The organism is Streptomyces sp. AC1-42W (genome assembly GCF_003248355.1).
In the GTDB taxonomy this organism is placed as follows: Bacteria; Actinomycetota; Actinomycetes; order Streptomycetales; family Streptomycetaceae; genus Streptomyces.
This window is the reverse complement of sequence record NZ_QKWY01000002.1, coordinates 154,811-177,101: the sequence shown is the minus strand read 5'-3', so window position 1 is coordinate 177,101 and position 22,291 is coordinate 154,811. Positions and strand designations below refer to the sequence as shown.

The 22,291-nt window shown below is 73.2% G+C and carries 23 protein-coding genes and 1 tRNA gene; 7 read left to right on the top strand and 17 right to left on the bottom strand.

The window, feature by feature from the left end; genetic code table 11:
• Positions 1-10: 10 nt before the first annotated feature.
• The 15 genes from DNK56_RS18625 to serS form a co-directional block, all read right to left on the bottom strand.
• Complete coding sequence (locus DNK56_RS18625; RefSeq protein WP_111336223.1) at positions 11-1,051, bottom strand: aminomethyltransferase family protein; 1,041 nt, start codon at positions 1,049-1,051, stop codon at positions 11-13.
• The gene (locus DNK56_RS18620) at positions 1,048-3,048 is read right to left on the bottom strand and encodes a GNAT family N-acetyltransferase (protein WP_111336220.1); all 2,001 of its coding nucleotides are present in this window, start codon (positions 3,046-3,048) and stop codon (positions 1,048-1,050) included. The genes DNK56_RS18625 and DNK56_RS18620 overlap by 4 nt, the downstream gene beginning before the upstream one ends.
• Positions 3,049-3,104: 56 nt before the next feature.
• Positions 3,105-3,647 carry a 3-hydroxyacyl-ACP dehydratase FabZ gene (gene fabZ, locus DNK56_RS18615; protein ID WP_199564804.1) on the bottom strand — a complete coding sequence of 181 codons (543 nt, stop codon included), beginning with the start codon at positions 3,645-3,647 and terminating at the stop codon, positions 3,105-3,107.
• Positions 3,644-3,940 carry an acyl carrier protein gene (locus DNK56_RS18610; protein WP_111336218.1) on the bottom strand — a complete coding sequence of 99 codons (297 nt, stop codon included), beginning with the start codon at positions 3,938-3,940 and terminating at the stop codon, positions 3,644-3,646. Before DNK56_RS18610 ends, fabZ begins: the two co-directional genes overlap by 4 nt.
• Before the next feature lie 35 nt (positions 3,941-3,975).
• The gene (gene fabG / locus DNK56_RS18605; protein WP_111336215.1) at positions 3,976-4,728 is read right to left on the bottom strand and encodes a 3-oxoacyl-ACP reductase FabG; all 753 of its coding nucleotides are present in this window, start codon (positions 4,726-4,728) and stop codon (positions 3,976-3,978) included.
• Positions 4,725-5,753: a 2,3-diaminopropionate biosynthesis protein SbnB gene (sbnB, locus tag DNK56_RS18600; RefSeq protein WP_111336213.1), complete on the bottom strand. Its 1,029-nt coding sequence runs from the start codon at positions 5,751-5,753 to the stop codon at positions 4,725-4,727. The genes fabG and sbnB overlap by 4 nt, the downstream gene beginning before the upstream one ends.
• A gap of 235 nt (positions 5,754-5,988) precedes the next feature.
• Complete coding sequence (sbnA, locus tag DNK56_RS18590) at positions 5,989-7,002, bottom strand: 2,3-diaminopropionate biosynthesis protein SbnA (RefSeq protein ID WP_111336209.1); 1,014 nt, start codon at positions 7,000-7,002, stop codon at positions 5,989-5,991.
• Positions 6,999-9,368, bottom strand: coding sequence for a lantibiotic dehydratase (locus DNK56_RS18585; protein WP_241989992.1), 2,370 nt, complete (start codon positions 9,366-9,368; stop codon positions 6,999-7,001). The genes sbnA and DNK56_RS18585 overlap by 4 nt, the downstream gene beginning before the upstream one ends.
• Positions 9,369-9,457: 89 nt before the next feature.
• The gene (locus DNK56_RS18580; protein WP_111339386.1) at positions 9,458-10,630 is read right to left on the bottom strand and encodes an aminotransferase-like domain-containing protein; all 1,173 of its coding nucleotides are present in this window, start codon (positions 10,628-10,630) and stop codon (positions 9,458-9,460) included.
• 35 nt (positions 10,631-10,665) lie between these two features.
• A complete protein-coding gene (locus DNK56_RS18575; RefSeq protein ID WP_111336206.1) occupies positions 10,666-10,920 on the bottom strand; it encodes an acyl carrier protein in 255 nt (84 codons plus the stop codon).
• The gene (locus DNK56_RS18570; RefSeq protein ID WP_111336203.1) at positions 10,901-12,439 is read right to left on the bottom strand and encodes a class I adenylate-forming enzyme family protein; all 1,539 of its coding nucleotides are present in this window, start codon (positions 12,437-12,439) and stop codon (positions 10,901-10,903) included. Before DNK56_RS18570 ends, DNK56_RS18575 begins: the two co-directional genes overlap by 20 nt.
• A complete protein-coding gene (locus DNK56_RS18565; RefSeq protein WP_111336200.1) occupies positions 12,426-13,376 on the bottom strand; it encodes an ACP S-malonyltransferase in 951 nt (316 codons plus the stop codon). Before DNK56_RS18565 ends, DNK56_RS18570 begins: the two co-directional genes overlap by 14 nt.
• A 118-nt stretch (positions 13,377-13,494) precedes the next feature.
• Positions 13,495-14,286: an ABC transporter permease gene (locus DNK56_RS18560; protein ID WP_111336197.1), complete on the bottom strand. Its 792-nt coding sequence runs from the start codon at positions 14,284-14,286 to the stop codon at positions 13,495-13,497.
• Complete coding sequence (locus DNK56_RS18555) at positions 14,283-15,239, bottom strand: ABC transporter ATP-binding protein (RefSeq protein ID WP_199564802.1); 957 nt, start codon at positions 15,237-15,239, stop codon at positions 14,283-14,285. Before DNK56_RS18555 ends, DNK56_RS18560 begins: the two co-directional genes overlap by 4 nt.
• A gap of 164 nt (positions 15,240-15,403) precedes the next feature.
• Complete coding sequence (gene serS, locus DNK56_RS18550; RefSeq protein ID WP_111336194.1) at positions 15,404-16,696, bottom strand: serine--tRNA ligase; 1,293 nt, start codon at positions 16,694-16,696, stop codon at positions 15,404-15,406.
• Positions 16,697-16,878: 182 nt separating this feature from the next.
• Between serS and DNK56_RS18545 the strand changes: the two genes are divergently transcribed.
• From DNK56_RS18545 to DNK56_RS18535, 3 genes are all read left to right on the top strand, one after another.
• A complete protein-coding gene (locus tag DNK56_RS18545) occupies positions 16,879-17,499 on the top strand; it encodes an HhH-GPD-type base excision DNA repair protein (RefSeq protein WP_111336192.1) in 621 nt (206 codons plus the stop codon).
• A 128-nt stretch (positions 17,500-17,627) separates the two neighbouring features.
• Entirely contained in the window at positions 17,628-17,924 is a 297-nt protein-coding gene (locus DNK56_RS18540) for a type II toxin-antitoxin system VapB family antitoxin (RefSeq protein WP_003955420.1), read from the top strand.
• Between the two features lie 129 nt (positions 17,925-18,053).
• Complete coding sequence (locus DNK56_RS18535; protein WP_111336189.1) at positions 18,054-18,650, top strand: LytR C-terminal domain-containing protein; 597 nt, start codon at positions 18,054-18,056, stop codon at positions 18,648-18,650.
• A 64-nt stretch (positions 18,651-18,714) separates the two neighbouring features.
• Here DNK56_RS18535 and upp read toward each other — a convergent pair whose 3' ends face one another.
• Positions 18,715-19,350, bottom strand: coding sequence for a uracil phosphoribosyltransferase (gene upp / locus DNK56_RS18530; RefSeq protein WP_111336186.1), 636 nt, complete (start codon positions 19,348-19,350; stop codon positions 18,715-18,717).
• 118 nt (positions 19,351-19,468) lie between these two features.
• Here upp and DNK56_RS18525 point away from each other — a divergent pair, with 118 nt between their 5' ends.
• The 4 genes from DNK56_RS18525 (at position 19,469) to DNK56_RS18510 (ending at position 21,128) form a co-directional block, all read left to right on the top strand.
• Positions 19,469-19,714 (top strand): hypothetical protein, encoded by a 246-nt coding sequence (locus DNK56_RS18525; protein ID WP_111336183.1) that lies wholly within the window; start codon positions 19,469-19,471, stop codon positions 19,712-19,714.
• Positions 19,715-19,906: 192 nt separating this feature from the next.
• A complete protein-coding gene (locus DNK56_RS18520) occupies positions 19,907-20,455 on the top strand; it encodes a tRNA adenosine deaminase-associated protein (RefSeq protein WP_111336181.1) in 549 nt (182 codons plus the stop codon).
• A gap of 10 nt (positions 20,456-20,465) precedes the next feature.
• Positions 20,466-20,963: a tRNA adenosine(34) deaminase TadA gene (gene tadA / locus DNK56_RS18515; protein WP_111336178.1), complete on the top strand. Its 498-nt coding sequence runs from the start codon at positions 20,466-20,468 to the stop codon at positions 20,961-20,963.
• Positions 20,964-21,040: 77 nt separating this feature from the next.
• Positions 21,041-21,128 (top strand) — tRNA-Ser (locus DNK56_RS18510).
• Positions 21,129-21,192: 64 nt separating this feature from the next.
• On the opposite strand, the gene DNK56_RS18505 is transcribed toward DNK56_RS18510, so the two are convergent.
• On the bottom strand, positions 21,193-22,215 hold the full coding sequence (locus DNK56_RS18505; protein ID WP_111336175.1) for a Gfo/Idh/MocA family oxidoreductase: 1,023 nt from the start codon (positions 22,213-22,215) through the stop codon (positions 21,193-21,195).
• Positions 22,216-22,291: the final 76 nt, after the last annotated feature.

Below are 22,291 nucleotides of genomic sequence, written 5' to 3'. Positions count from 1 at the left end.
ACCCGGCCTCTCAAGCGATCTTGACGGTGAGGGAGCGGGCGATGACCCGGGGCAGGGTGACGGTGCGCACGGGGCGCTCGTCGCCCGTACGGTCCGCGGCGGCCAGCTCCAGGCCCGGCACCCAGAAGGGGGCGTCGAGCAGGGCCAGGACCAGCTCCTCCTCCGGGTTGGCGGCCGGCGCCTGGTGCAGCACGGTGCCGATCCCCCGGCCGCCCGCGGTGATGGCCGTACCGGCGGCGAAGCGGCTGCCGACCGGGGCGACGAGGGCGGTGAGGCGGCGCTCCGAGCCGGTGGGCGCGGTCAGCTCGCCGGAGCCGTGGAACTCGCCGACGCGGTCCCAGTCGATCATCCAGGCGAGGTCGGCCTCGTCGACACCCAGCTCGCCGAACCCGGCCCCGTACACGCCCATTCCGGCCTCGGCCTGCACCCGGTTCAGGGCCTCCTCGCCGGTCTCGGCGCCGCCCTTGCCGGTGACGCCGGCGAGCACCGCCTCGTACGCGGCCTCGGGGGCGTCCGTCAGGAGCAGGTAGCCGTACTCGCCGGTGGTGCCGACGCGGGCCAGGTGCGCGGTGGCGCCGGGGGCGTCGAGGGTGGCCTCGGTGACGGCGTGCAGGGTCAGGCCGGAGATGTCGAAGTCCACGAAGCCGGCCGCGACCGACCAGGCCACGGGGCCCTCGAAGGCGACCGCGCCCCAGCCCTCGGGGGATATCTCGACGGTGACCCCGGAGGCGTCGAACCGACCCAGGTAGGCGGTCAGTTCACCGGCGGTGACGGTGGTGCGCGGCAGCAGCCACGACTCCTCGCCGATCTCGAAGTGGAGCAGGATCGCGAACGGCCTGCCGTCCTCGTTCAGCGCCAGCACCTCGCGGACGGTGTCGGGCTCGACGTAGTCGGCGGACTTGGCGAGGAAGCCGTCCAGGAAGGTCAGCCGCTCGTCACCGGTCAGCCGGACCAGCGGGGTGGTGACGCGGTAGGAGCCGACGGCGGTGCGCAGCGTGGCGTAGTCCTCGGTGGCGGTGCGGACGGCCGGGGCGATGGTGGTGGCGGTCATGATCGGTCGTTGCCCTTCGGGTCGGTGGTGCGGAAGTGGAGGGGTGTGTCGTGCACGGAGAGCAGCCAGGCGCTCTCCGGGGCGGCGGAGACTCCGCCGATGAGGAGGCCCGACGCGGTGGCGCGCAGCACCAGTTCGTCGTGCGAGGCGGTGGCGGGGGCGCAGTGCAGCCACCGCCCGTCGGAGAGCCGGACGGCGGCCCGGCCGGCCCACACCTGGCGGAAGTCGCCGGTGTTCAGTTCCCAGTGCTCGCCGCCCGATTCGAGGACGACGGCGGTCCTGAGCGGCGTCTGCGGGGTGAGCCACACCACGGTCTCGCGGTCCGTGCCGCTCGACCGGGCATCGACGCGGAGCCCGTCGCCGTCGGCGGCGATCTCCCAGTCGAGGCCGGAGTCCGGGGCGTGCAGGCCCAGCGGGTGCTTCTCCTCCCAGGCGCCGGCGGCCGGCACCCCCCAGCCGAGCCCGGCGGCCCGGTCGTGGCGGCTGTTCTCCCGAGTGACCCACAGGCCCGCGGACCAGTGGGGGTTGTAGCCGTGGGAGCGGGTGCGGGGGTAGGGGCTGCGCAGCACCTTGGTGGTGCCCTCGCGCCAGACGGTGACGCCGCCGGCGGCCGCGTGCACCTCCAGGCGGCGGGCGGTGTCCGCGCCGCGCGGCCGGACGGCGGTGCGCATCCGGGCCACGCCGTCCGGACCGGGTGCCAGGACGCGTTCCAGGAGGGTGCTGTGGACGAGCCGCAGGGCCCCGTCCGCCGTCAGCGAGAGGCGTACGCCGCGTCCCCGCCAGGCCAGTTCCGTGCCCTGCGGGACGGTTTGGGCGGCGGCGACGACCTCGGAGGCGTCGCGCACCCCCTGGCCCAGCCCGATCGGGTGGTCCTGTCCGCCGGCGCCGGTGAAGACGCCCTGGCGCAGGCCGACGGTCTGGAAGACGCGGCCGGTGGCGGAGCCGGTACGGGTGAACTCCTGGAGCAGGCCCTCCCCGTCGAGGGTGAACGTGCCGGTGACGGTGGCGTCGCCGTCCCGTTCGGTGACCCGTACCCCGCCGTCGACCGGCTCCAGGGCGAGGTCGCGGGGCTCTCCCTCGCGCCAGCCGGCCGGGCGGTCGGCCCGGCAGCTCGGCCAGGTGGAGACGAGGACCGGGCCCCGGTGGCCGTCCGCGAGGACGCTCAGGGTGCCGTCGTCGCCGTCCACCTCGCAGGTGAGCCCGGACCGGGTGAACCGGTACGGCGCCACCCCGCGCGGGGTCCGGACCTCGTACGGGGGCCGGGTCAGGCGCAGCTCCCGGGTCGTGCCGCCGGGCTCGGTGAGGCGGGCCTCGCACACGGTGCCCCGGTCCACGTCGACGGACGCGTCGATCCGGAACTCGCCGAGGGCCAGGCAGTAGTCGACGGTGCGGACCCCGTCGACGATCCGTACGTCGGAGCGCAGCTCGTCGTCGCGGGACTCGGTGACGGAGGCGAAGCTCATCAGGCTGCCGAGGGCCGCCGTGGCCTGCTCGCCCAGGTCGGCGAAGACGCTGCGCACGACGAGCGGGATGTAGTTGTGCAGCTCCACGTTGCCGTCCTCGCCGGGGACGGCCCGGCCCACCGAGACGCAGCCGACGCGCCGGTAGAGCCGGAAGGCCACGGTGTTGGCCGGGTTGACGGTCAGCCGCAGCACCAGGCAGCCGGTGCGCATCATCCACTCGACGGCCTCGGTGAACAGCCTTCCGGTGACCAGCCCGCCGCGGTGGGCGGGGTGCACGAAGAACATGTCCGCGATGAGTTCGCCGGCGCGGGCCGACCGGCGGCCGGTGTTGTGGAAGAGGCCGAACGTCCCCACGAGGCGCTCGTCGTCCTCGGCCACCAGGAACGTCGCCGTCTCGCGTCCGGCCAGCTCGCGGGCGAGTTCGTCGCCGCTGACGCCTCCGGCGACCGGGTTGGGGTTGTCCCGGTGGCGGTTGTACAGCTCCGCGATGGCGTGCGCGTCGCCCTCCTGGTACGGGCGGATCGTGAGGGCCATGGTCACACCTCCTTCTGAGGTCGTGTGGTTCCGGTTTCTGTCGGCGGGGCGGGTGTTCAGCCCTTGCGGCCGGTGGTGACGACGAGCGTCCCGGCGGCGGCGAGTTCGGACCCGACGGTCGCCCGCACCTTCACCTGGCGCAGGCCGCCGAGGCGCTGGCCCAGCCGGGCCTCCAGGGTGAGCTGGTCGCCGGGGACGACGAGCCGGGAGAACTTCATGTTGCTGATGGAGCCGAGGTAGCCGACGCTGCGCGAGGCGTCGTCCGGGCCGGAGCCCGCGGCGCCCTCCAGGATCTCCGCGACGTAGACGACGGCGACCAGCTGGGCCATCGACTCGACGATCATCACGCCGGGCATGATCGAGTGGTCCGGGTAGTGGCCGGCGAAGAACGGCTCGTTGACGGAGACGCTCTTGACGCCGCGTCCCGAGACACCCGGCACGACGTCGTAGGCCCGGTCGATCATCAGCATCGGCCAGCGGTGCGGCAGCATCCGCTTGATGTCGTCCGAGGAGTAGCTCAGCGCCTTGCGGGCGGGGGCCGGGGCCGCGACGGGCGCGGGGGCCGGCGCGTCGAGGAGGGCGGTGGTCGCGGTGCTCACGCTGCGGTCTCCCGGTCCTCGATGAAGTCGACCAGGGCGTTGATGGAGCCGAAGGCCTCGAAGTCGTCGTCGCTGATCAGCACGTCGAACTCGTTGTTGACCATGACGACGATCTCCAGCGTGTCCAGCGAGTCCATCTCCAGGCCCCGGCCGAACAGCGGCTGGTTGTCGGAGACCACGGCCGGCTCGACCTCCAGACCGAGCCGGTCGATGATCATCGACTTGACCTTCATGTTCTTGCCGAGACGGGCCTCGGCCTGGGTGCGGATGTCCTCGAAGGTGGCGGTGGACATAAGGGTTCTCTCCTGTGAATAGGTGGGTTCTGCGATCAGTTGGGGATCATTCCGCCGTCGACGGTCAGCACCTTTCCGGTGATGTACGAGGCGGCGGGCGAGGCCATGAAGACGGCCGCCTGGGCGACCTCTCCGGCGGTGCCGGTCCGGCCCATCGGGATCACCTGAAGGGCCTCCTTCAGATGGGCCGGGGGGACCTTCTTGACCATGTCGGTGTCGATGAACCCCGGAGCGACGACGTTGACGCGGATGCCGCGCGGGGCGACCTCGTACGAGAGGGTCTTGGCCAGGGAGATCACTCCGCCCTTGCTGGCTGCGTAGTTGGCCTGGCCGGCCCGGCCGGCGATACCGCTGGTGGAGGCGATCAGGACGATGGCGCCGCCGCTCGCGTACATCTGCTTGGTGGCCTCGCGGGCGGTGAGGAAGGAGCCGGTGAGGTTGGTGTCGATGACCTCCTGCCACTTGGCGCTGCTCATGGCCGCGAGGTGGCCGTCCGCGGTCACACCGGAGTTGAGTACGGCGACCTGGACCGGCCCCCACTCGGTGCGCACCCGCTTGAACATCGCCATGACCTGGGCCTCGTCGCCGACGTCGGCCCGGACGAGGAGGGCCTGCCGGCCCAGGGCGCGGATCTGCTCGGCGACCTCCTGCGCCTTGGCCTCGCTGGAGCGGTAGTTGACGACGACGTCGCAGCCGTGTTCGGCGAGCGCGAGCGCGGTGGCCGCGCCGATGCCGCGCGAGGCGCCGGTGACCAGGGCGCGGGTGCCCTCGGGGAAGAGGAAGCTCATGCCGCGCCTCCCGCCATGGCCGCGGTGACCCGGTGCGCGCCGGGGTCGAAGCCGGCCGCCTCGCTGCCGATGCCGTCGCGCCTGGCGGCGACGAGGATCGTCCGGGCGACGGCGAGGTCGAGGATGCCGAGGCCGAACGGGGAGAAGACGATGGTCCCCGAGGTCTCGGGCTCCTCGCTCCGGCCGAGGACGGTGGCGATCTCGGCGTGCACGAACCGGCGGTGGCCCACCTCCTGCTCGGCGCGGTGCAGCGACGTCTGCTCGCGGATCGCGTGGTCGATGTCGTCGACCACGTTGTAGGCGTTCAGGACGGACGCCGTGCTCAGGTCGCGCAGCGACAGGTGCAGGATCACCTGGTGTTCGGGCCGGTCCGGGTGGTCGGCGAGGTCGAGCCAGTAGCTGGAGTCGGTGGTGGCGAGGGAGACCGTGTCGGTGCGCAGCGCGTCGCCGACCTCGCCGGCCACGAAGGTGATCCCGGGCCGCTCGTCCGCCAGTTGGGCGGCGAAGGTGGCGGCGCGGCCGGGCACCGCGTCCTGGACGGTGACCGTGCGCAGCTCGGGGTGGACCAGCGCCAGGAAGTCCAGGACGCGCCGGTTGATCGTGCCGCAGCCGATCAGCCCGGCCGTGCGCACCGGGCGGGCGCCGTGCAGCGAGCGGCTGGCCAGGGCGGCCGATGCGGCGGTGCGGGAGGCCGAGATCCGGCTCGCCTCCAGGACGGCGGTCGGGTAGCCGGTGCGCAGGTCGTTGAGGATCTGGACCGACGAGGCGCGCTGGAGGCCGCGCTCGACGTTGGCCGGGAACGAGGAGATCCACTTCAGCCCCATGACGGGGTCGGGTCCGCCCAGGTAGGCGGGGAGCGAGATGATGCGGGAGCCGTCGTCGCCGGGAGGGCGCAGGAACCCGGAGTGCGGCACCTCCGAGCGGCCCTGGCCGTGCAGCACGTACGCGGTGCGCACCGCTTCGAGCACGTCGGGGTCGAGGCCGTCGAGCGCGGCGGCGACGTCCTCACGACCGAGGATTCTCATGTCTGGTCAATTCCTCTGCGTGGAAGTTCGGTTGAGTGGTCTGAGAGCCTGTGCGCAAACTCCCGTCCGGATCAGGCCGGGGTGTCCGGTGCCTTCGAATCCAAGGCGGAGGAGGGAGTGATGGCGGAGCCATCGCGACCGACGACAACGCCGGAGGCGGAGGTGCAGGACACCCCGGACCCGGGCGGGGGTTTGCGCACAGGCTCTGGGGGGGGGCGGGCGGCCCGGCGGGCGGTCAGCCGAAGCGGGACTCGACCCAGGAGTCGCTGTAGATCGTGTCGAGGTAGCGGTCGCCGCCGTCGGGGAGGATCGCGACGCAGGTGGCGCCGGGCGTGATCCAGGAGGCGGCGTCCATCAGGGCGGAGACCACCGCGCCGGACGAGCCGCCGGCCAGGATCGACTCCCGTCCCAGCAGGGCGCGGCAGCCCCGTACACAGTCCAGGTCGGTCGTCTTGACCACGCGGTCCGCGAGGCCGGGGCGCAGCAGCGCCGGGACCACGGCCGCGCCGTGTCCGGGGATGGTGCGGCGGTGCTGCCGCTCCCAGGACTCGGGCGGGCCGAAGATCACGCTGCCCACCGCGTCCACCGCGACCACCTGGGTGGGCAGGTTCTCGGCGGCGATGTACTCGGCGCAGCCGCGCAGGGTGCCGGTGGTGCCGGCGGCCAGGAAGAGGTAGTCGGGGGCCTGCGGCAGCGCCTCGTGGATCTCGCGCATGGTGTGCTGGTGGGCCAGGGCGTTGTACTCGTTGCCGTACTGGTTGGGCCAGTAGGCGTCGGGCACGGTGTTCACGAGCTCCCGCACCCGCCTGATCCGGGACGGCAGGTACTCGCCGGTCTCCGGGTCGCGGTCCACGATCTCGACGGTCGCCCCGTACGCCCGCATGATCGCGGTGTTCTGGGTGGTGGTGCGCGGGTCGACGACGCAGATCAGGTCGAGCCGGTAGAAGTTGCAGAGCTGGGCCAGGGCGATGCCGAGGTTGCCGGACGAGGACTCCACGACGGTGGAGATGCCCGGCACCAGCGCGCCGGTGGACAGGGCGTGCTCGATCATGGAGCGGGCGGCGCGGTCCTTGATGGAGCCGCCGGGGTTGAACCGCTCGCACTTTCCGTAGACCTGGAAGAGCGCGGGTGGGAAGAGGCGGTCCAGGGCGACCAGCGGGGTGGCGCCGATCGTCGCGATGATGTCCGGATCGCGACGGCGGGCCGCGGTGACTGCGCGGGCCGTCGCGTCGGAGGGGGCTACGGTCATTCCGGTACCTTTCTGCTGATCTGTAGCCGGAGTTCGCTGACGTAGCGCTCGCCCTCGGCCCCGGTGAACCAGGAGTCCCGCGGGTGCGGAAGCGGCTCGCTGAGGATCACGGTGGTGTCCTCGCCGAGGCGCCGGGCGCGGCGGACGAGGTTGGCGAAGGAGAGCACGAGGGTGGGGCTGGTGAAGTCGACCAGGGACGGCTTGGTCTCCTGGGGGAACTTCACGAAGGCCTGGTCGGGCAGTCCGCTCGCGCGCAGCCAGCGCCGTACGGCCAGGTAGTCGCCCGCCCGGTCGGGCTTGGCGGCGAGCGGGATCTCCCCGGCCGGCTTGCGCCAGGTCTCCCGGAACAGGACGAGCCCGTCGAGGCTCACGCGTGGGGCGTGCGGCTGGTCGAGCCCGATCTTGAAGGCGTCGGCGGCGATGATCGACACCGGTACGGCGAGCAGTTCGGCCATGCTCCACACGCGCCCGTCGGGCGTGGTGGCGGTGACCGTGCCGTCCCGCTCGGCCAGGGCGATCGCGGCGGCCGGGTCGATCCGGGACCGGTCGTCGAACGGGGCGCGGGTGAACCCGATGAGCCGGTCGCCCGCGCCGATGGGGGCGGGCACCATCCGGCCGCTGTTGCGCTTCCAGTCGACGGGCAGCAGCGGCACCAGGCGGGGTGCGCCGATGGCCTCGTTCACCCGGTCGCGCAGGGACGCGGCGCCGCTGGTCCAGTCGAGGAACGGCAGGTCGCAGGTGGCGAGGCAGGCGTGCAGCTCACCGAGGACGGTGGTCAGCCCGCCGTCCGCATCGCGGACCACCTGGAGGTCGGGGCTGTGCAGGGCGAGATGGGGTGCGACGGGTCCGGTGGCGAAGACGGCACGCGCCCGCCGCTCGATGTCCGCCACCCGCAGCCCGACCGGTTCCGTGCCGGCCGGGTCGAGGTCCAGGACCTCGCGCCACTTGCGGGCGAGGTCCGCGGTCGCGGTGTGCACCGGACGGGCGCCGTCGCCCCAGAACAGCCCGAGCACCTGGGGCCACACATCGGCCAGGGTGACCCGGGGGCGCCGGGCGGCGGCGGCCCGGACGAACCCGGCCATCTCCGCCTCGACCAGTTCCACCAGGCGGTTGCCGAACCAGTCCGCCGCGTCGGCCACCAGGGCGAGCGGGCGGGCGATGCCGTCCAGGAAGTCGGTGCCGACCTCGACCCGGCAGTCCCGCACCGCGTCCTGGTAGCAGAGGGTGCGGCCGGCGTAGGCCTTGCCCTCGTCGCGGGAGGCGTCGAGTCCGGTCGTCGTGACGAAGTACGCGTCCAGCTCGTCGAGTCGGGCGGCGAGTTCGGCGGACGTGGTGGCGGCGTCGATGGCCTCACGGTGCCGGTCGAGCGCGGTGAGGACCGTCTCGAAGCGGACGAACATCTCGGGGTCGGCGACGGCGGCGACCCGCCGTCGCAGTATCCGCTCGGCGCGCACGTCGACCGGGATGTTGGCGTCCCACGTCAGCACGCGCTGCTTGAGCAGCCGGCCGAGGATCTTCTCGACGCGCGGCCGGGCCCCCTCGGCCGCCCAGCCGTCCTCGCGGACCAGGGCCTCGGTGATCGCCGCGCCGTTGCGTTCCCCGTCCGCGTACGCGAGGACCTGGCGGTCCTCCGGGCGCAGCCGGCTCTCGCGTCCGCCCGGCAGCAGCAGCCGGTCGCCGTCGAGGTGGACGTCGGGCCGGAGCTGCGGCGGGAACCACCAGCGGGCGCCGGGCTGCGCGGCCATCCAGTCCGCCACGGCGGCCAGCGCCCAGCGTTCGAAGTGCGTACGGCTCCGCGCGACCAGCCGCTCGCCGTGGTCCGCGGCGAGGCTGCCGGGTGCCCGTCCGACGGACATCCAGGCGGCCGGGCCGAAGAAGCCGATGGTCTCGGCCTTGGCGCAGTAGCGCAGCCAGTACATGGCCAGGGTGCGTTCGCGCTGCTTGCGCTTGGACTCCTTGCCGGTGCCGGCGGCGAGCGCGTCGAGCACGCGGTAGACGGTGCGGTTCTGCCAGGCGATGGCCGTACGGACCTTCTCGTCGCCGGCCAGGGCGGCCAGGCGGCGCGTCTCGGCCGCGCTGTCCGCGAGGTAGGCGGCGGCGAAGGCGTCCTCGTCCCCGCTGTCGGCGGCGGCCGCGGCGGCGGGGCCGCCGAGCAGGTCGAGGCCCGAGGCGGGGAAGCCGGCGCTGCGCAGCAGCCCGACGCCCCACATGTGCCAGTCGCTGTCGCCGAGGCGCCGGGTGGGCCGGAAGTCGGCCCAGTCGTGCCCGCGCAGCGCCCCAGAATCTGTTGTCGAACCCCGCTCCGGGCCCGAGGGGTCTGGTGCCGCCGCCTCCTGCGTTGTCGTCGGTCGCCATGGCTCCGCCATGACTCTCTCCTCCGCCTTGGATCCGACGGCACCAGACCCCTCGGTCTGATCCGAAGCGGAGTTCGACAACAGATTCACACGGGTGCTGGTCACGCCGCCCGCCCTTCGAGGTCCGCGCCGACGTCGGCCCCGCGCAGCGCCGCCGCCAGCCGGGCGACCCCCTCGGGGATGCGCTTGCGCGGGACGTTGCTGAAGCAGAGCCGCAGGCTGTCGCGGCACTCGCCGTCGAGCCCGAAGTGGCTGCCGGGGACGAAGGAGACGCCGTGCCGCGCCGCGGCCTGGGCGAGGCGGCCGGTGTCGGCGCCGCCCTCGTGCCGCAGCCACAGGTAGAACCCGCCGTCCGGCCGCTGCCAGTGCCAGGGGCCCTCGGTGCCCAGCTCCCGCTCCAGCGCGTCGGCCATCAGGCCGCACCGCTCCCGGTAGCGCTCGCGGTAGGCGTCGATCAGGGCGTCCCAGCCGCCGCGGGTGTGGAAGGCGGCCAGCGCGGCCTGGGCGAACGCCGAGGGCGAGAGCGCCATGACCTCGACCGTGCCGCGCAGCCGCTCGGCGACCTGCTCGGGCGCGGCGATCCAGCCGCAGCGCAGTCCGGGGGCGAAGACCTTGGAGAAGGTGCCGAGGTAGACGACGTTCTCCGGGTCCATGCCCTGGAGGACGGGGACCGTGGTGCCGTCGAAGCCGAGCAGCCCGTACGGGTTGTCCTCGACGATCAGCAGGTCCAGTTCCCGCGCGGCCTCGGCCAGTTGGTGGCGCCGCTCGACGGAGAGGGTGGCGCCGGTGGGGTTCTGGAAGGTCGGGTTGCAGTACAGCATCCGGACGCGCTGCCCCTCGGCCCGCAGCCGGGCCACGGTGTCCCGCAGCGCCAGCGGGTCGAGCCCCTCGGCGTCCTCGGGGGCGCCGTGCAGCCGCAGGCCCGCCGTGCGGAAGGCGACGGCCGCACCCGGATAGGCGGGCGTCTGGCACAGGACGGTCTCCCCCGGTGCGGCGAGGCCGAGGCCCAGGGCCAGCAGGCCCATCTGGGAGCCGGCGGTCGGCACCAGGCTCGCCGCGTCGGTGCGGCCGTCCTCACGGCCCATCAGGTCGGTGATGGCCGGGACGAGGGCCTTGGCGACGTGCGGGGTGCTGTACTGGAGGGCGATCCGGCCGCCGATCCGGGTCAGCCGGGCGAACTGTTCGGAGAGTTCCTTCACGGGCAGCAGGTCGAGGTCCGGCAGGCCGCCGGCGAAGGAGATCAGGTCGCCGCCGCGCTCGAAGAGCTGCGGCATCCCGGGCGAGGGTCTGACGTCGGTCCACATGGCCGTCAGCTCCCCGACAACGCGTTCGCGCCGCTGCCCAGCTGCTCGTGCACGAGTCCGAGGAGGCCGGCCGACGAGGTGAGCGAGAAGTCGGCGAGCGCGTCGGGGTCCAGCTCGATGCCGAACCGGTCCTCGACGGCCATCATCAGGGCGACGGTGTGGAGCGAGTCCACGCCGAGGTCCACGAGCGGCGTCTCGGAGCTGGTGACCTGCACGGCGCATATCTCTTCGACGAGCTGGTCAAACTGCGACTGGTCCATGGGAGCTCCCTGTGAGTGCGGTGAGGGCGGTCGTGCGGGTGGCCGCACCGGGTGCGGTGCCGGCCCCGGCCTGGAGCCGCCGGGCGACGGCGGCGCGGTCGGGCTTGCCGTTGGCGGTCAGCGGCATCGAGGTGAGCGGGACGATCCCGTCCGGGCGGCGGGCCGGGTCCAGCAGGCCGGTGAGGGCCGCCCGGACCTCGTGCGGGGCGAGGTCCGTCTGCACGGCGAGCAGCAGCGGGGCGTCCTCGCTCGCGGGGCGCGGGGCCACGGCGGCGTACACCCCGGGTACGCGCTCGGCGGCGAGTTCGATCTCGGACAGGGCCAGCCGCACACCGCGCCGTTTGACCACGTCGTCGTCGCGGCCGACGAAGTACAGCAGCCCGTCGGCGTCGAGCCGGCCCTGGTCGCCGGTGCGCAGCTCCAGGGAGCCGTCGGCGAGGGGCACGTAACGGCTCTGCCGCTCCAGCGGGACGCCCCAGTAGCCGGCCATCACGGTGTCGCCGCGGACGACGATCTCGCCGACCTCGCCCGGTGGCAGGGCCCGCCCGTCCGGGCCGGTGATCCGTACCTCCAGGCCGGGGATGGGGCGGCCCACCGATTCGGGGTGCCGTTCGTACAGGGCCGGGTCCAGGACCGAGATGCGCTTGCACTCGGTCATGCCGTACATCGAGGCGAAGGCGGAGCCGGGAAAGGCTTCGAGCAGTCCGCGCATCACGGCCGGGCTGGGCCGGGCGCCGGTGTTGGTGAACAGCCGCACCCGGGTGGTCTGCCGCAGCTTGCGCTGGAGCAGGACGAGGATCTGGGCGAGCGAGGGGACCAGCGGGACGACGGTGACGCCGTGGCGTTCGATGACCCGGACCAGTCCGACGTCGCCGCCCCGGTCGGTGACCACCAGGGCCGCGCCGGCCAGCGTGCACAACAGGGCCTGGTAGAGGCCGTAGTCGAAGGAGAGCGGCAGCCGGCACAGCACCACGTCGTCGGCGCGGTAGCCGAGCCCCGCGTTGATGGCGCGGACGGCGGCGAGGATCTGCCGGTGCGGGCAGACGACGCCCTTGGGGCGGCCGGTGGTGCCGGAGGTGTAGATCAGCAGGGCGACCGCGTCGTCGGCGACCTCGGCGGTGGTGCGGTCGCCGGGCGTCTCCTCGATCTCCCGTGCGGCCCGCCCGACCTCGACGGTCCCGCGGGCGGCGGCGCCGGCGGCGGGCGGGCAGACGGCGAGGGCGGCCGCGCAGTCCCGGACGATGTGGTCGATCTGGTGGTCGGTGAGTTCGGGGTGGACCGGGACGAACACCGCCCCGACGCGCAGGGTGGCCCACAGCAGGGCGAGGAAGGTGCGGTCGCCGCCGCCGGCGTAGACGACGCGCTCGCCGGCGCCCACTCCCCGGCCGCGCAGCCAGCCGACGGCCCGGTCGGTCTCGGCGCCCAGTTCGGCGTAGGTCAGCGGGCCCGTGGCGTCGACCAGGGCGAGGTGGCCGGGGCGCTCGGCGAGGGCGCGGGTGAACAGCTCAGACACCGGCATGGACGAGGTCCTCCTTCCAGGCGACGGCGGCACCGATCCGGACGCGCGCCTTGTCGAGGTCGCGGGGCGCGGTGACGCAGACGACGGCCAGCTCGGGGAGCCGGCGCTTGAAGATGCCCGCGAGGGTGCGGGCGGGCGGCAGGCAGACGGTCACCTCGGGCGCGATCCGGCCCATCGACTCCATGCACAGGTCCCAGCGCACCGGCCTGACCACCTGGTCGACCAGCCGGCGGCGGATGTCGTCCGGCTCGCGGACGACGGCACCGTCGGCGTTCGACAGGAGGGTGCCGGTCGGCTGCCGGAACGGGGTCCGTTCGGCCGCGGCGGCGACGGTCCGGCGCGCGGACTCCATGTACGGGGTGTGGAAGGCGCCGGCGACCTGGAGCGGCTTGACCGTGGCGGAGCGCGGCGGGGCGGCGGCAAGCCGTTCCAGGTCCTCGGCGGCGCCGGCCGCGACGATCTGCCCCGGCCCGTTGAACGTGGCGGCGTAGAGGCCCAGTTCGCGGATGCGTTCCAGCACGTCGGCCTCTTCGCCGCCGACCACGGCGGACATCGAGGTGGGCGCCTCGGCACAGGCGGCGGCCATCGCCCGGCCCCGGACCGCGGCCAGCCGCACCGCGTCGGCGGGGGCGAGCGCTCCGGCGTACACGGCGGCGGTCAGCTCGCCGACCGAGTGCCCGGCGGCCACCAGCGGGCCGTCCGGTTCGGCGGCGGCGAGCGCCTCGTGGGCGAGGAGCCCGGCGGCGACCAGCAGCGGCTGGGTGTTCTCGGTACGGGCGATCTCCGCGGCCGGTGCCTTGCCTCCGAGGTGCACGAGGTCCACATCGGCCGCCTCCGACCAGGCTCGCAGCCGTTCTGCGTGAACCGGGTCGCGCAGCCAGCCGGCCAGCATGCCGGGGGTCTGGGAGCCCTGCCCCGGTGCAACGAATGCGTACATGAGTTCGAATCTCCTTTCGTGGATCTGCCGAGGACCGGTGCGGGGCCCGGTGCCGAGCTGAGCTGGGTGGTGCGAGGAGGGGGTGGGGGGGCGCAGAGGCGGCCGTGGGGCGCGGGCCTCAGTTGCGGCCGGTGCTCTTGCGGAACCGGCGTACGGCCATGAAGGAGAAGGCCGCGAACCAGGCGACGGTGTTGGCCACCGCCATCGCGAGGCTGGAGTGCTCACCGCTGAACGAGTAGCCCTCGGTCAGGCTGTAGCGGGCGAGCGTGGCCACGCCGAACATCGGCGAGTAGCGGGAGATGTCCAGCATGGTGCCGGACAGCGGGATGAAGAGGTTGCCGAGGAAGGCGAGCGCCGTCATCGTCAGACCCGGCATGTGCATCACGGTCTCGGGCTTGAGGGCCAGCCCCAGCGTGATGCCGAGGGCGGCGAAGACGGCCGCGCCGAGCCAGGCCACCAGCAAGGACGTCACCCACACCTGGGTGGTGGCCTCCACCCCGGTGAACACACCCAGGACCCCCACCACGGCCACCGGCACCGCCGCCATGAGCACGGAGGACAGCACCTTGACGAAAAGGTAGCCGGGCGGCGCGAGCGGGCTGAGTGCCACGGTGCGCATCCAGCCGGACGCCTTCTCGACCGAGATGGTGGCCGCCGAACTGACCGCGGCGGTCGCCGCGCCGTACACCGCGATGCCGGTCATCATCCAGGCCGCGAAGTTGCCGTGCGGCAGGGTGGCGCCGTCCGGCTCGGTACGGAAAAGCGCCAGGTAGAGGACGGCCGGCAGCAGCAGAGTGAAGATCGTGGTCTGCCGGTTGAAGCGGCGGCGCAGCTCGTAGCCGATGAAGACGGGGTTGACGCCGCTGAACGGCGAGGTCCGCATCTCGCGGGCGGCCGGGGCGGAGCTCATCGGGTGCTCCCTTCGCTGCGGCTGTCGTGGGTGAGGGTCATGAAGGCCTCTTCGAGGCTGCGCGGCGTCACCTCGATGTCGGTGGCGGACGTCTGCTCGATCAGCAGGCGCAGCAGCGCGTCGGAGTCGGTGGTGTCGAAGTGGTAGCGCCCGCCGCGCGGTTCGCACGAGCGGACCAGCGGGGACCGGGCGAGGGCGGCGGCGCTCTGCTCACCGAGCCGCGCCGAGACGGTGCGCCCGCTGAGGGCGGAGCGCACGTCGGACACCTGACCGTCCACGACGACCCGGCCGCTGTCGATCATGACCACGCGGTCGGCGAACCGGTCGGCCTCCTCCATGTAGTGGGTGGCGAACATGACCGTCATACCGCGCTCGGTGTCCTCGCGGACCGTGGCCCAGAAGTCCCGGCGGGCGACGACGTCCATGCCGGCCGTCGGCTCGTCGAGCACCAGCAGTTCGGGCCCGGAGAGCAGGGCGAGGGCGAACCGCAGCCGCTGCTGCTCGCCGCCGGAGCACTCCGCGACGCGGCGGCGGCGCAGCCGGTCGAGCCCGGCGCGCGAGAGCACCGCGTCGACGTCGGTGCCCGGGTGCAGCGAGCCCAGCATCCGTACGGTGGCCTCGACGCTCAGGTCGGGCAGCAGCCCGCCGGTCTGGAGCACCGCGGCGACCTGGCCGGAGCGCACCGCCTGCCGGGGCTCGCGTCCGAACAGCCGCACCGAGCCCTCGTCGGGCCGGGTCAGCCCGAGCAGCATGTCGATGGTGGTCGTCTTACCGGCGCCGTTCGGTCCGAGGAAGGCCACGATCTCACCGCGCCGGATGCGCAAGTCGATGCCGTCGACGGCGGTGAACCGCTCCCCCTTGGAGTCGGTGAACCGCTTCACGACAGAGCTGAGCCTCACGGCATCCGGCGACGTCACCTCCTCGGGCACCGGGGACGGTCGGGTCTGGATCATCTTCGAGTCCTCACGATCTGGGCGGGGGTGGCCTGGCGGGAGCCACTCTTCCCGAACCGCCTATCCGCGCCTGCCCGGCGATCTATCCGGCCGCTATCGGGTTGCGGAGCGGCCGGATAGCCGGGGTCGGGAGCGCGTCGAGGACCGTGCGGACCGCTGGGTTCCTACGCCTCCGGGGTGCCGTCCGCCGCGATCCGGCGGAAGCCCGCGTACGGGGCCAGGGCCTCCGGCAGGACCAGCGAGCCGTCCTCCTGCTGGCAGTGTTCGAGGAGGGCGGCCAGGGTGCGGCCGATCGGCAGGCCGGAGCCGTTCAGCGTGGCGACCGGCTTGGGCTTGCCGTTCTCGTCGCGGGTGCGGATGTTCGCGCGGCGCGCCTGGAACGTACCGAAGTGCGAGACGGAGGAGATCTCGCGGTACGTGTCCTGGCTCGGCAGCCAGACCTCGATGTCGTACGTGAGCTGCGCGGAGAAGCCCGTGTCGCCGGCCGCGAGGGTGACGACGCGGTACGGGAGGCCCAGCTCCTTCAGGCACGCCTCGGCGTGGCCGACCATCCGCTCCAGCTCCGCGTCCGCCTCGGCCGGGTCGACGATGCGGACCATCTCCACCTTGGAGAACTGGTGCTGGCGGATCAGACCGCGGGTGTCCCGCCCGTACGAACCGGCCTCGGACCGGAAGCACGGCGTGTGCGCGGTCAGCGCGAGCGGCAGTTCGGCGGGCGGGATGATCTCGTCCGCGTACAGATTGGTCAGCGGGACCTCGGCCGTGGGGATGAGGAAGAGCTCACGGTCGGCCACCCCCGTCCGGAACAGGTCCTCCTCGAACTTCGGGAGCTGCCCGGTGCCGGTCATCGTCCTGCGCGTGACCAGGTACGGGACGGCGTGCTCGACGTAGCCGTGCCGGCGGGTGTGCAGGTCGAGGAAGAGGGCCGCCAGCGCGCGCTCCAGGGCCGCGCCCGCGCCGCGCGCCACGGCGAAGCGGGGGCCGGAGAGCTTGGTCGCCCGCGCGAAGTCGAGGATGCCGGTCGCCTCGCCGAGGTCGACGTGGTCCTTCGGCTCGAAGGCGAACACGGGCGGCTCGCCGACCCTCCTGACCTCGACCGCGTCCGCGTCACTGTCGCCGTCGGGCGCCTCGTCGGCCGGCAGGTTCGGAATGCTGAGCAGCAGATCGCGCAGCTGCTCCTGGATCTCCTCCTGCCCCGCCTCGATCTCCCGGATCTCCTCCTTCAGCTCCCGCGCCCGCTCCTTCAGCCCGGTGATGTCACCGCCCTGCTTCGCCGTCCGCTGGACCTCGCCCGCCACCCGCTTGGACTCCACCCGCAGCTCGTCGGCCGACTGGATGCTCCGGTTCCGCCGGGACTGGAGATCCTCCAGCGCGGCCAGGTCCAGCGCGTAACCACGACGAGCGAGCCGGCGTACCGCTTCGGCACCCATGTCGATCAGGGCGCGGGCATCATGCATGAGGAGATCCTTCTGATCCGGCGAGTGGAACGGTGAGTCGCGCCACCGACGGTAGCAACCGGTGGACGGGGCGCGATCCGGAATACCGGCAGCGACAGGGGTGTGAGGCAAACGGCTGCAATGCGGGGGGACGGGGGCGGTTGTGCTGGCCGTCGTCGCCGGGGCTCGCCATGATGCGGGCCATGACCAAGAGCGACGCAGACCGGGACATCACCCTCCGGATCGCCCAGGAGCCGGCGGCGGACGAGCTTCTCGCGCGCAGTCCGCTCGCCGCCCTGGTGGGCATGCTGCTGGACCAGCAGGTGCCCATGGAGTGGGCCTTCGCCGGCCCGTACGCCCTCGCGCAGCGCATGGGCGGGGACGATCTGGACGCCCACGAGATCGCCGCGTACGACCCGGAGGGCTTCACCGAACTGTTCACCGCCAAACCCGCGCTGCACCGGTATCCGGGGTCGATGGCCAAGCGGGTGCAGCAGCTGTGCCAGTTCCTGGTCGCGCAGTACGACGGTGACGCGGCCGCGGTGTGGCGCGGCGCCGCCACCGGGGCGGAGCTGCGGCGCCGGCTCAACGCCCTGCCCGGGTTCGGTACGCAGAAGGCGCAGATCTTCCTGGCGCTCCTCGGCAAGCAGTTCGGCGTCCGGCCGCCGGGCTGGCGGGAGGCGGCGGGGCCGTACGGGGAGGCCGGTTCGCACCGGTCCGTCGCGGACATCACAGGGCCCGAGTCCCTCGCCGAGGTGCGCGCCCACAAGCAGGAGGCCAAACGGGCGGCGAAGGAGGCGAAGGCAGCCGCGAAAGGGCGGTGAGCGTGTCCGGTTTTCAGAGGATCATGTCCGGAATTCGGGCCTATATCTGGTTCTCGCAGTGCCGTTCCGGTCACGGCACGGGGCCCTCATGGCTGCGCCGGGTGGGTCTTGCCCGGTAGGCTTTCCGTGTGATCTTCAAGCGCATCGGAAATGGGCGGCCTTATCCCGACCACGGCCGGGAAAGCACCCGGCAGTGGGCGGACGTCGCGCCGCGCCCGGTCCGCCTCGACCAGCTCGTGACCACCAAGGGCCAACTGGACCTCGAAACCCTCCTCGCCGAGGACTCGACGTTCTACGGCGACCTGTTCGCGCACGTCGTGAAGTGGCAGGGCGACCTGTATCTGGAGGACGGACTGCACCGCGCGGTCCGGGCCGCCCTCCAGCAGCGCCAGGTGCTCCACGCCCGCGTGCTCGAACTGGGCTGAGGGAAGGATCGTCGCGGGGTTCGTTCGGGTGTTTTCCCACCCGGACGGGTGCGATCCATTGATCATTTAGTAGGCATCATCACCGGGTCGCACTACGCTGCGCCCATGAGCATGCTCACTCCCCCCGGCATGGGCGGAAAGTACCGCATCACGGGTGACAAGTACCCCCGGATGCGCAGCCCGCGCCGCCGCAGCAGAATGATCATCTCGGCCATCGCCTCCGTGGTCGCCCTCGGGCTGGCCGGCTGGGGCACGCTGCAGCTCATCGATGTCTTCACCGGCGGCGACAAGACGGCCAGCGCCGCCGACCGCACCGAGCGCTGCCCGTCGCCGAAGCCCTCCGCGCCCGCCAAGGTGCTGCCGAAGCCCGGAAAGATCACGGTCAACGTCTACAACGCGACCACGCGCAGCGGGCTCGCCAAGGCGGCCGCCGACGAGCTGAAGAAGCGCGGTTTCAAGATCGGCGAGGTGGGGAACGCCACCGCCGCGTACGACAAGAAGGTCCCGGGTACGGGCGTACTGCTCGGCGCCCCGGCCGCCGTCAACGGCTCGTTCCCCGTGCTCGGCGCCCAGGTGCCGGGAGCGACGACGAAGACCGACTCCCGCGAGAACGCGGAGGTCGACCTGATCATCGGCAAGAAGTTCACCGCGCTCAGCAAGCCGCAGGCGGCCGCCTCCGCGCTGGCCGCGCTGACCAGGCCCGCCCCGGCGCCGTCCTCCTGCTGAGAGGACGGCACCCGGCGGGCGCGCCGGGGCCGGGCAGGCGCCCTGCGCCGGTGCCGGGCAGCGCCTAGTCGACGGTGCCGTACATGCGGTCGCCCGCGTCGCCCAGGCCCGGCACGATGTAGCCGCTCTCGTTGAGCCGCTCGTCCACCGAGGCGGTGACCACCGTCACCGGCGTCCCGGCCAGCTCGCGCTCCATCACCTCGACGCCCTCCGGGGCGGCCAGGAGCACCACGGCGGTGACATCGTCCGCGCCGCGCCGGATCAGCTCCCGGATGGCCGCGACGAGCGTGCCGCCGGTCGCCAGCATCGGGTCCAGGACGTAGACCTGGCGGCCGGAGAGGTCGTCGGGCATCCGGCTCGCGTACGTGGACGCCTTGAGCGTCTCCTCGTCGCGGATCATGCCCAGGAAGCCCACCTCGGCGGTCGGCAGCAGCCGGACCATGCCGTCGAGCATGCCGAGACCGGCCCGCAGGATCGGCACGACCAGCGGGCGGGGGTACGACAGCTTCACGCCGGTGGTGGGTGTCACCGGAGTCTCGATGTCCACCTGTTCGGTGCGCACATCGCGGGTCGCCTCGTACGCGAGCAGGGTCACCAGCTCGTCGGCGAGGCGCCGGAAGGTCGGGGAGTCGGTGCGCTTGTCGCGCAGGGTGGTGAGTTTGTGCGCGACCAGCGGGTGGTCGACGACATGAATCCGCATGACGGCCAGCGTAAACCGCTCCTTCCGCACCCGTGCGCTGGCATCATCCGCAGGTTCGGGGGGAAGGTGGTGGCATACGGACCCGGCGACGCAGCCGGCCCTTGGGGGTGACGAGCCGATGACCGACGGGGCACAGGGCGCCGAGAACCGCGGCGGCACGCCCAACCGCCGCGCGGACGCCGGCGACGGGCCGGACACCCCCGGCGACGACCTCCCCGAGACCGACGCGCAGCGCCGGCGGCGGCGCGCCCAGTTCCTCCGCGAGCTCCACGAGGCCAAGGCACTGCGCGACCGGGTGCAGCCCCGGCGGGTCAAAGCCGCCCGAATGCGCCAGGCGATGCGGATGCGTACGTTCCGCTGGTAGCCCTCCGGCCTGCGGAAAACCCCCTGGTGACGGTGGCCGCGAGAACTGATGGCCGACTCAACGGCGGAACTGCTGCCGCGAGGCGCTCGTTTCTGCCACGATTCCGAATGGGCGGGACACGGGACAGCCGGAGCACCGGCTGCCTCCCCGTCCGGACCGGCCCTTGGCCCCGAGACCAGTGGGAGAGTCACGGTGTACTTCGCCGCACTGCTCGCGCGCACCGAAGACGGGTGGGAAGCGAGCGACACGGAGCTCGACGATGTGGAGACCCTGTCCGACCTGACGGATCTGGCCCGTGACGCCTCGGTTGACGAGGACACGGTGCTCGTGTTCATCGAGCAGGAGGACGCCTGGTTCGGCGTCGTCCGGGTGGACGGTGAGGAGGACCCGCGGATCTACGTCTCGGACGCCTCCGCCGCCGCCCGCTCCTCGTACGGGGAGATCCTGCTCACCGATGAGCTGCTCGGCCGCGAACCAGGGGCCGAGGACACGATCGCAGCCCTGGAGGAACTCGTCGGCCTCGACGGTACGGAGGACGGCGAGCCGAACACTGCCGACAACGACAACGACGATGACGACGGGCCCGGCGCGGGCGTCGTCCCGGCCGGACCGATCGGGGACACCGGGGTGCTGTCCGACCTCGGGCTCCCCGAGGCCGAACTGCTGATGCTGCGGACGGACGCCCTGGCGGAGATCGCGGACGCGCTGGGGGCGGCCGAGGTCCTGGAGACCGTCCGCTAGGGTCCGCCGGGTGACCGAAGCACCCCATCCGCACACCCCCGTACCGCCCGATCCCGTACGGGACCCGTGGCGGGAGCCCATGCGCCGCGCCCTGGCCGAGGCCGACCGTGCGGCGGCGACCGGTGACGTACCGGTCGGCGCCGTCGTCCTCGGCCCGGACGGGGCCCGGCTCGCCGCGGGCCGCAACGAACGCGAGGCGACCGGCGACCCGACCGCGCACGCCGAGGTCCTGGCGCTGCGCCGGGCCGCCGCCGCGCTCGGCGAGTGGCGGCTGACCGGCTGCACCCTGGTCGTCACCCTGGAGCCCTGCACCATGTGCGCGGGCGCCCTGGTGCAGGCCCGGGTGGGCCGGGTGGTCTACGGCGCCCGCGACGAGAAGGCCGGCGCCGCCGGATCGCTCTGGGACGTCGTGCGCGACCGGCGCCTCAACCACCGCCCCGAGGTCGTCCCCGGGGTCCTGGAGGCCGACTGCGCGGCCCGTCTGACGGCCTTCTTCCGCGACCGCTGACCGGCCCCCGCCGGAGCGCCGTCAGCCCTCCGGTATCGGATTTCTGCGTACGGCCAACATGGTCTAAGCTCTCTCTCGGTAGCGTGTCCGAGCGGCCGAAGGAGCTCGCCTCGAAAGCGAGTGTGGGGAAACTCACCGAGGGTTCAAATCCCTCCGCTACCGCCAGCGGAACCGCCCCCGAACCGTGCGAACGGATCGGGGGCGGTTTTCTGTGTGCCCGGGCCGTTTGTCAGGCGTCCCCGCGCGGGGCCGGCAGGGTCACCAGGGCGCCCGTGGCCGCGGAGCGGGCGGCCGCGTCGGCCACCTCCTGGGCGAGGACCGCCTCCGCGGGCGGGCAGACGCTGGGCTCCTCGCCCCTGGCCAGGCGCACGAAGGCCCGCATCTCCTCCTGGTACGCCCGCGCGAAGCGGTCGGTGAAGCCGGTGTAGGCGGGGTGCACGGGGGTGCCGGTTCCCGAGGTGAACGGGGAGCGCAGCGGGGTCCGCTCGTCGAGGCCGATGGTCAGCGAGTCGCGGGTGCCGAGGAGTTCGGCGCGGTGGTCGTAGCCGTACGGGTTGAAGCGGGAGGCCGTGAGCACGGCGCGGGTGCCGTCGGCCAGGGTGAGCAGAGCGGTGGCGACGGCGACCCCGCCGCCGCACGGCCCCCCGCCTGCGGACGGCTCCCCGCCGACCCGTGCCTCGTCGGCCAGCACGGAGACCGTGCGCTGCCCGGTGAGCCAGTGGACGGCGTCGATGTCGTGGATCAGGCAGTCGGCGAAGATGCCGCCGGACGAGGTGTCGTACCCGGCCGGTGGCGGTTCGTGGTCGAAGGCCGTGCAGCGGATCATGAGCAGCCGGCCCAGGTCGCCCCGGCCGAGCCGTTCCCGTACCGCGCGGTGGCCGGGGTCGCAGCGGCGCTGGAAGCCGACCTGCACCCGGTGGTTGCCGGCGGCGGCCGCCACCGCGGCCAGCGCGCGCGCCGCCTCGGCGGTGTGGGCGAGCGGCTTCTCGCAGAACACCGGCAGCCCCGCCTCCACCGCGCGCGGGAAGGCGGCGGTGCGCATGGCGGCGGGAACCGCCACGACCACGGCGTCCACCGCCTCCAGCAGCTCGTCGGCGCGGTGGTGCGCCGTGCCGTCCACGGCCTTGGCCAGGCTCTCCGCCGCCTCGTACCGCGCGTCGTGGACCAGCAGGGTGTGGCCGTCGTCGAAGGAGGCGAGGTTCCGGGCGTGCCACGCGCCCATGCGCCCGGCGCCGATGATGCCGATCCTCATGAACGCAAGCACACCTTCCCGTCGGGGTGCCCGGGGGCGGCAGCCGGTTGGTCAAAGCGCTCGGGGATGCGAGACC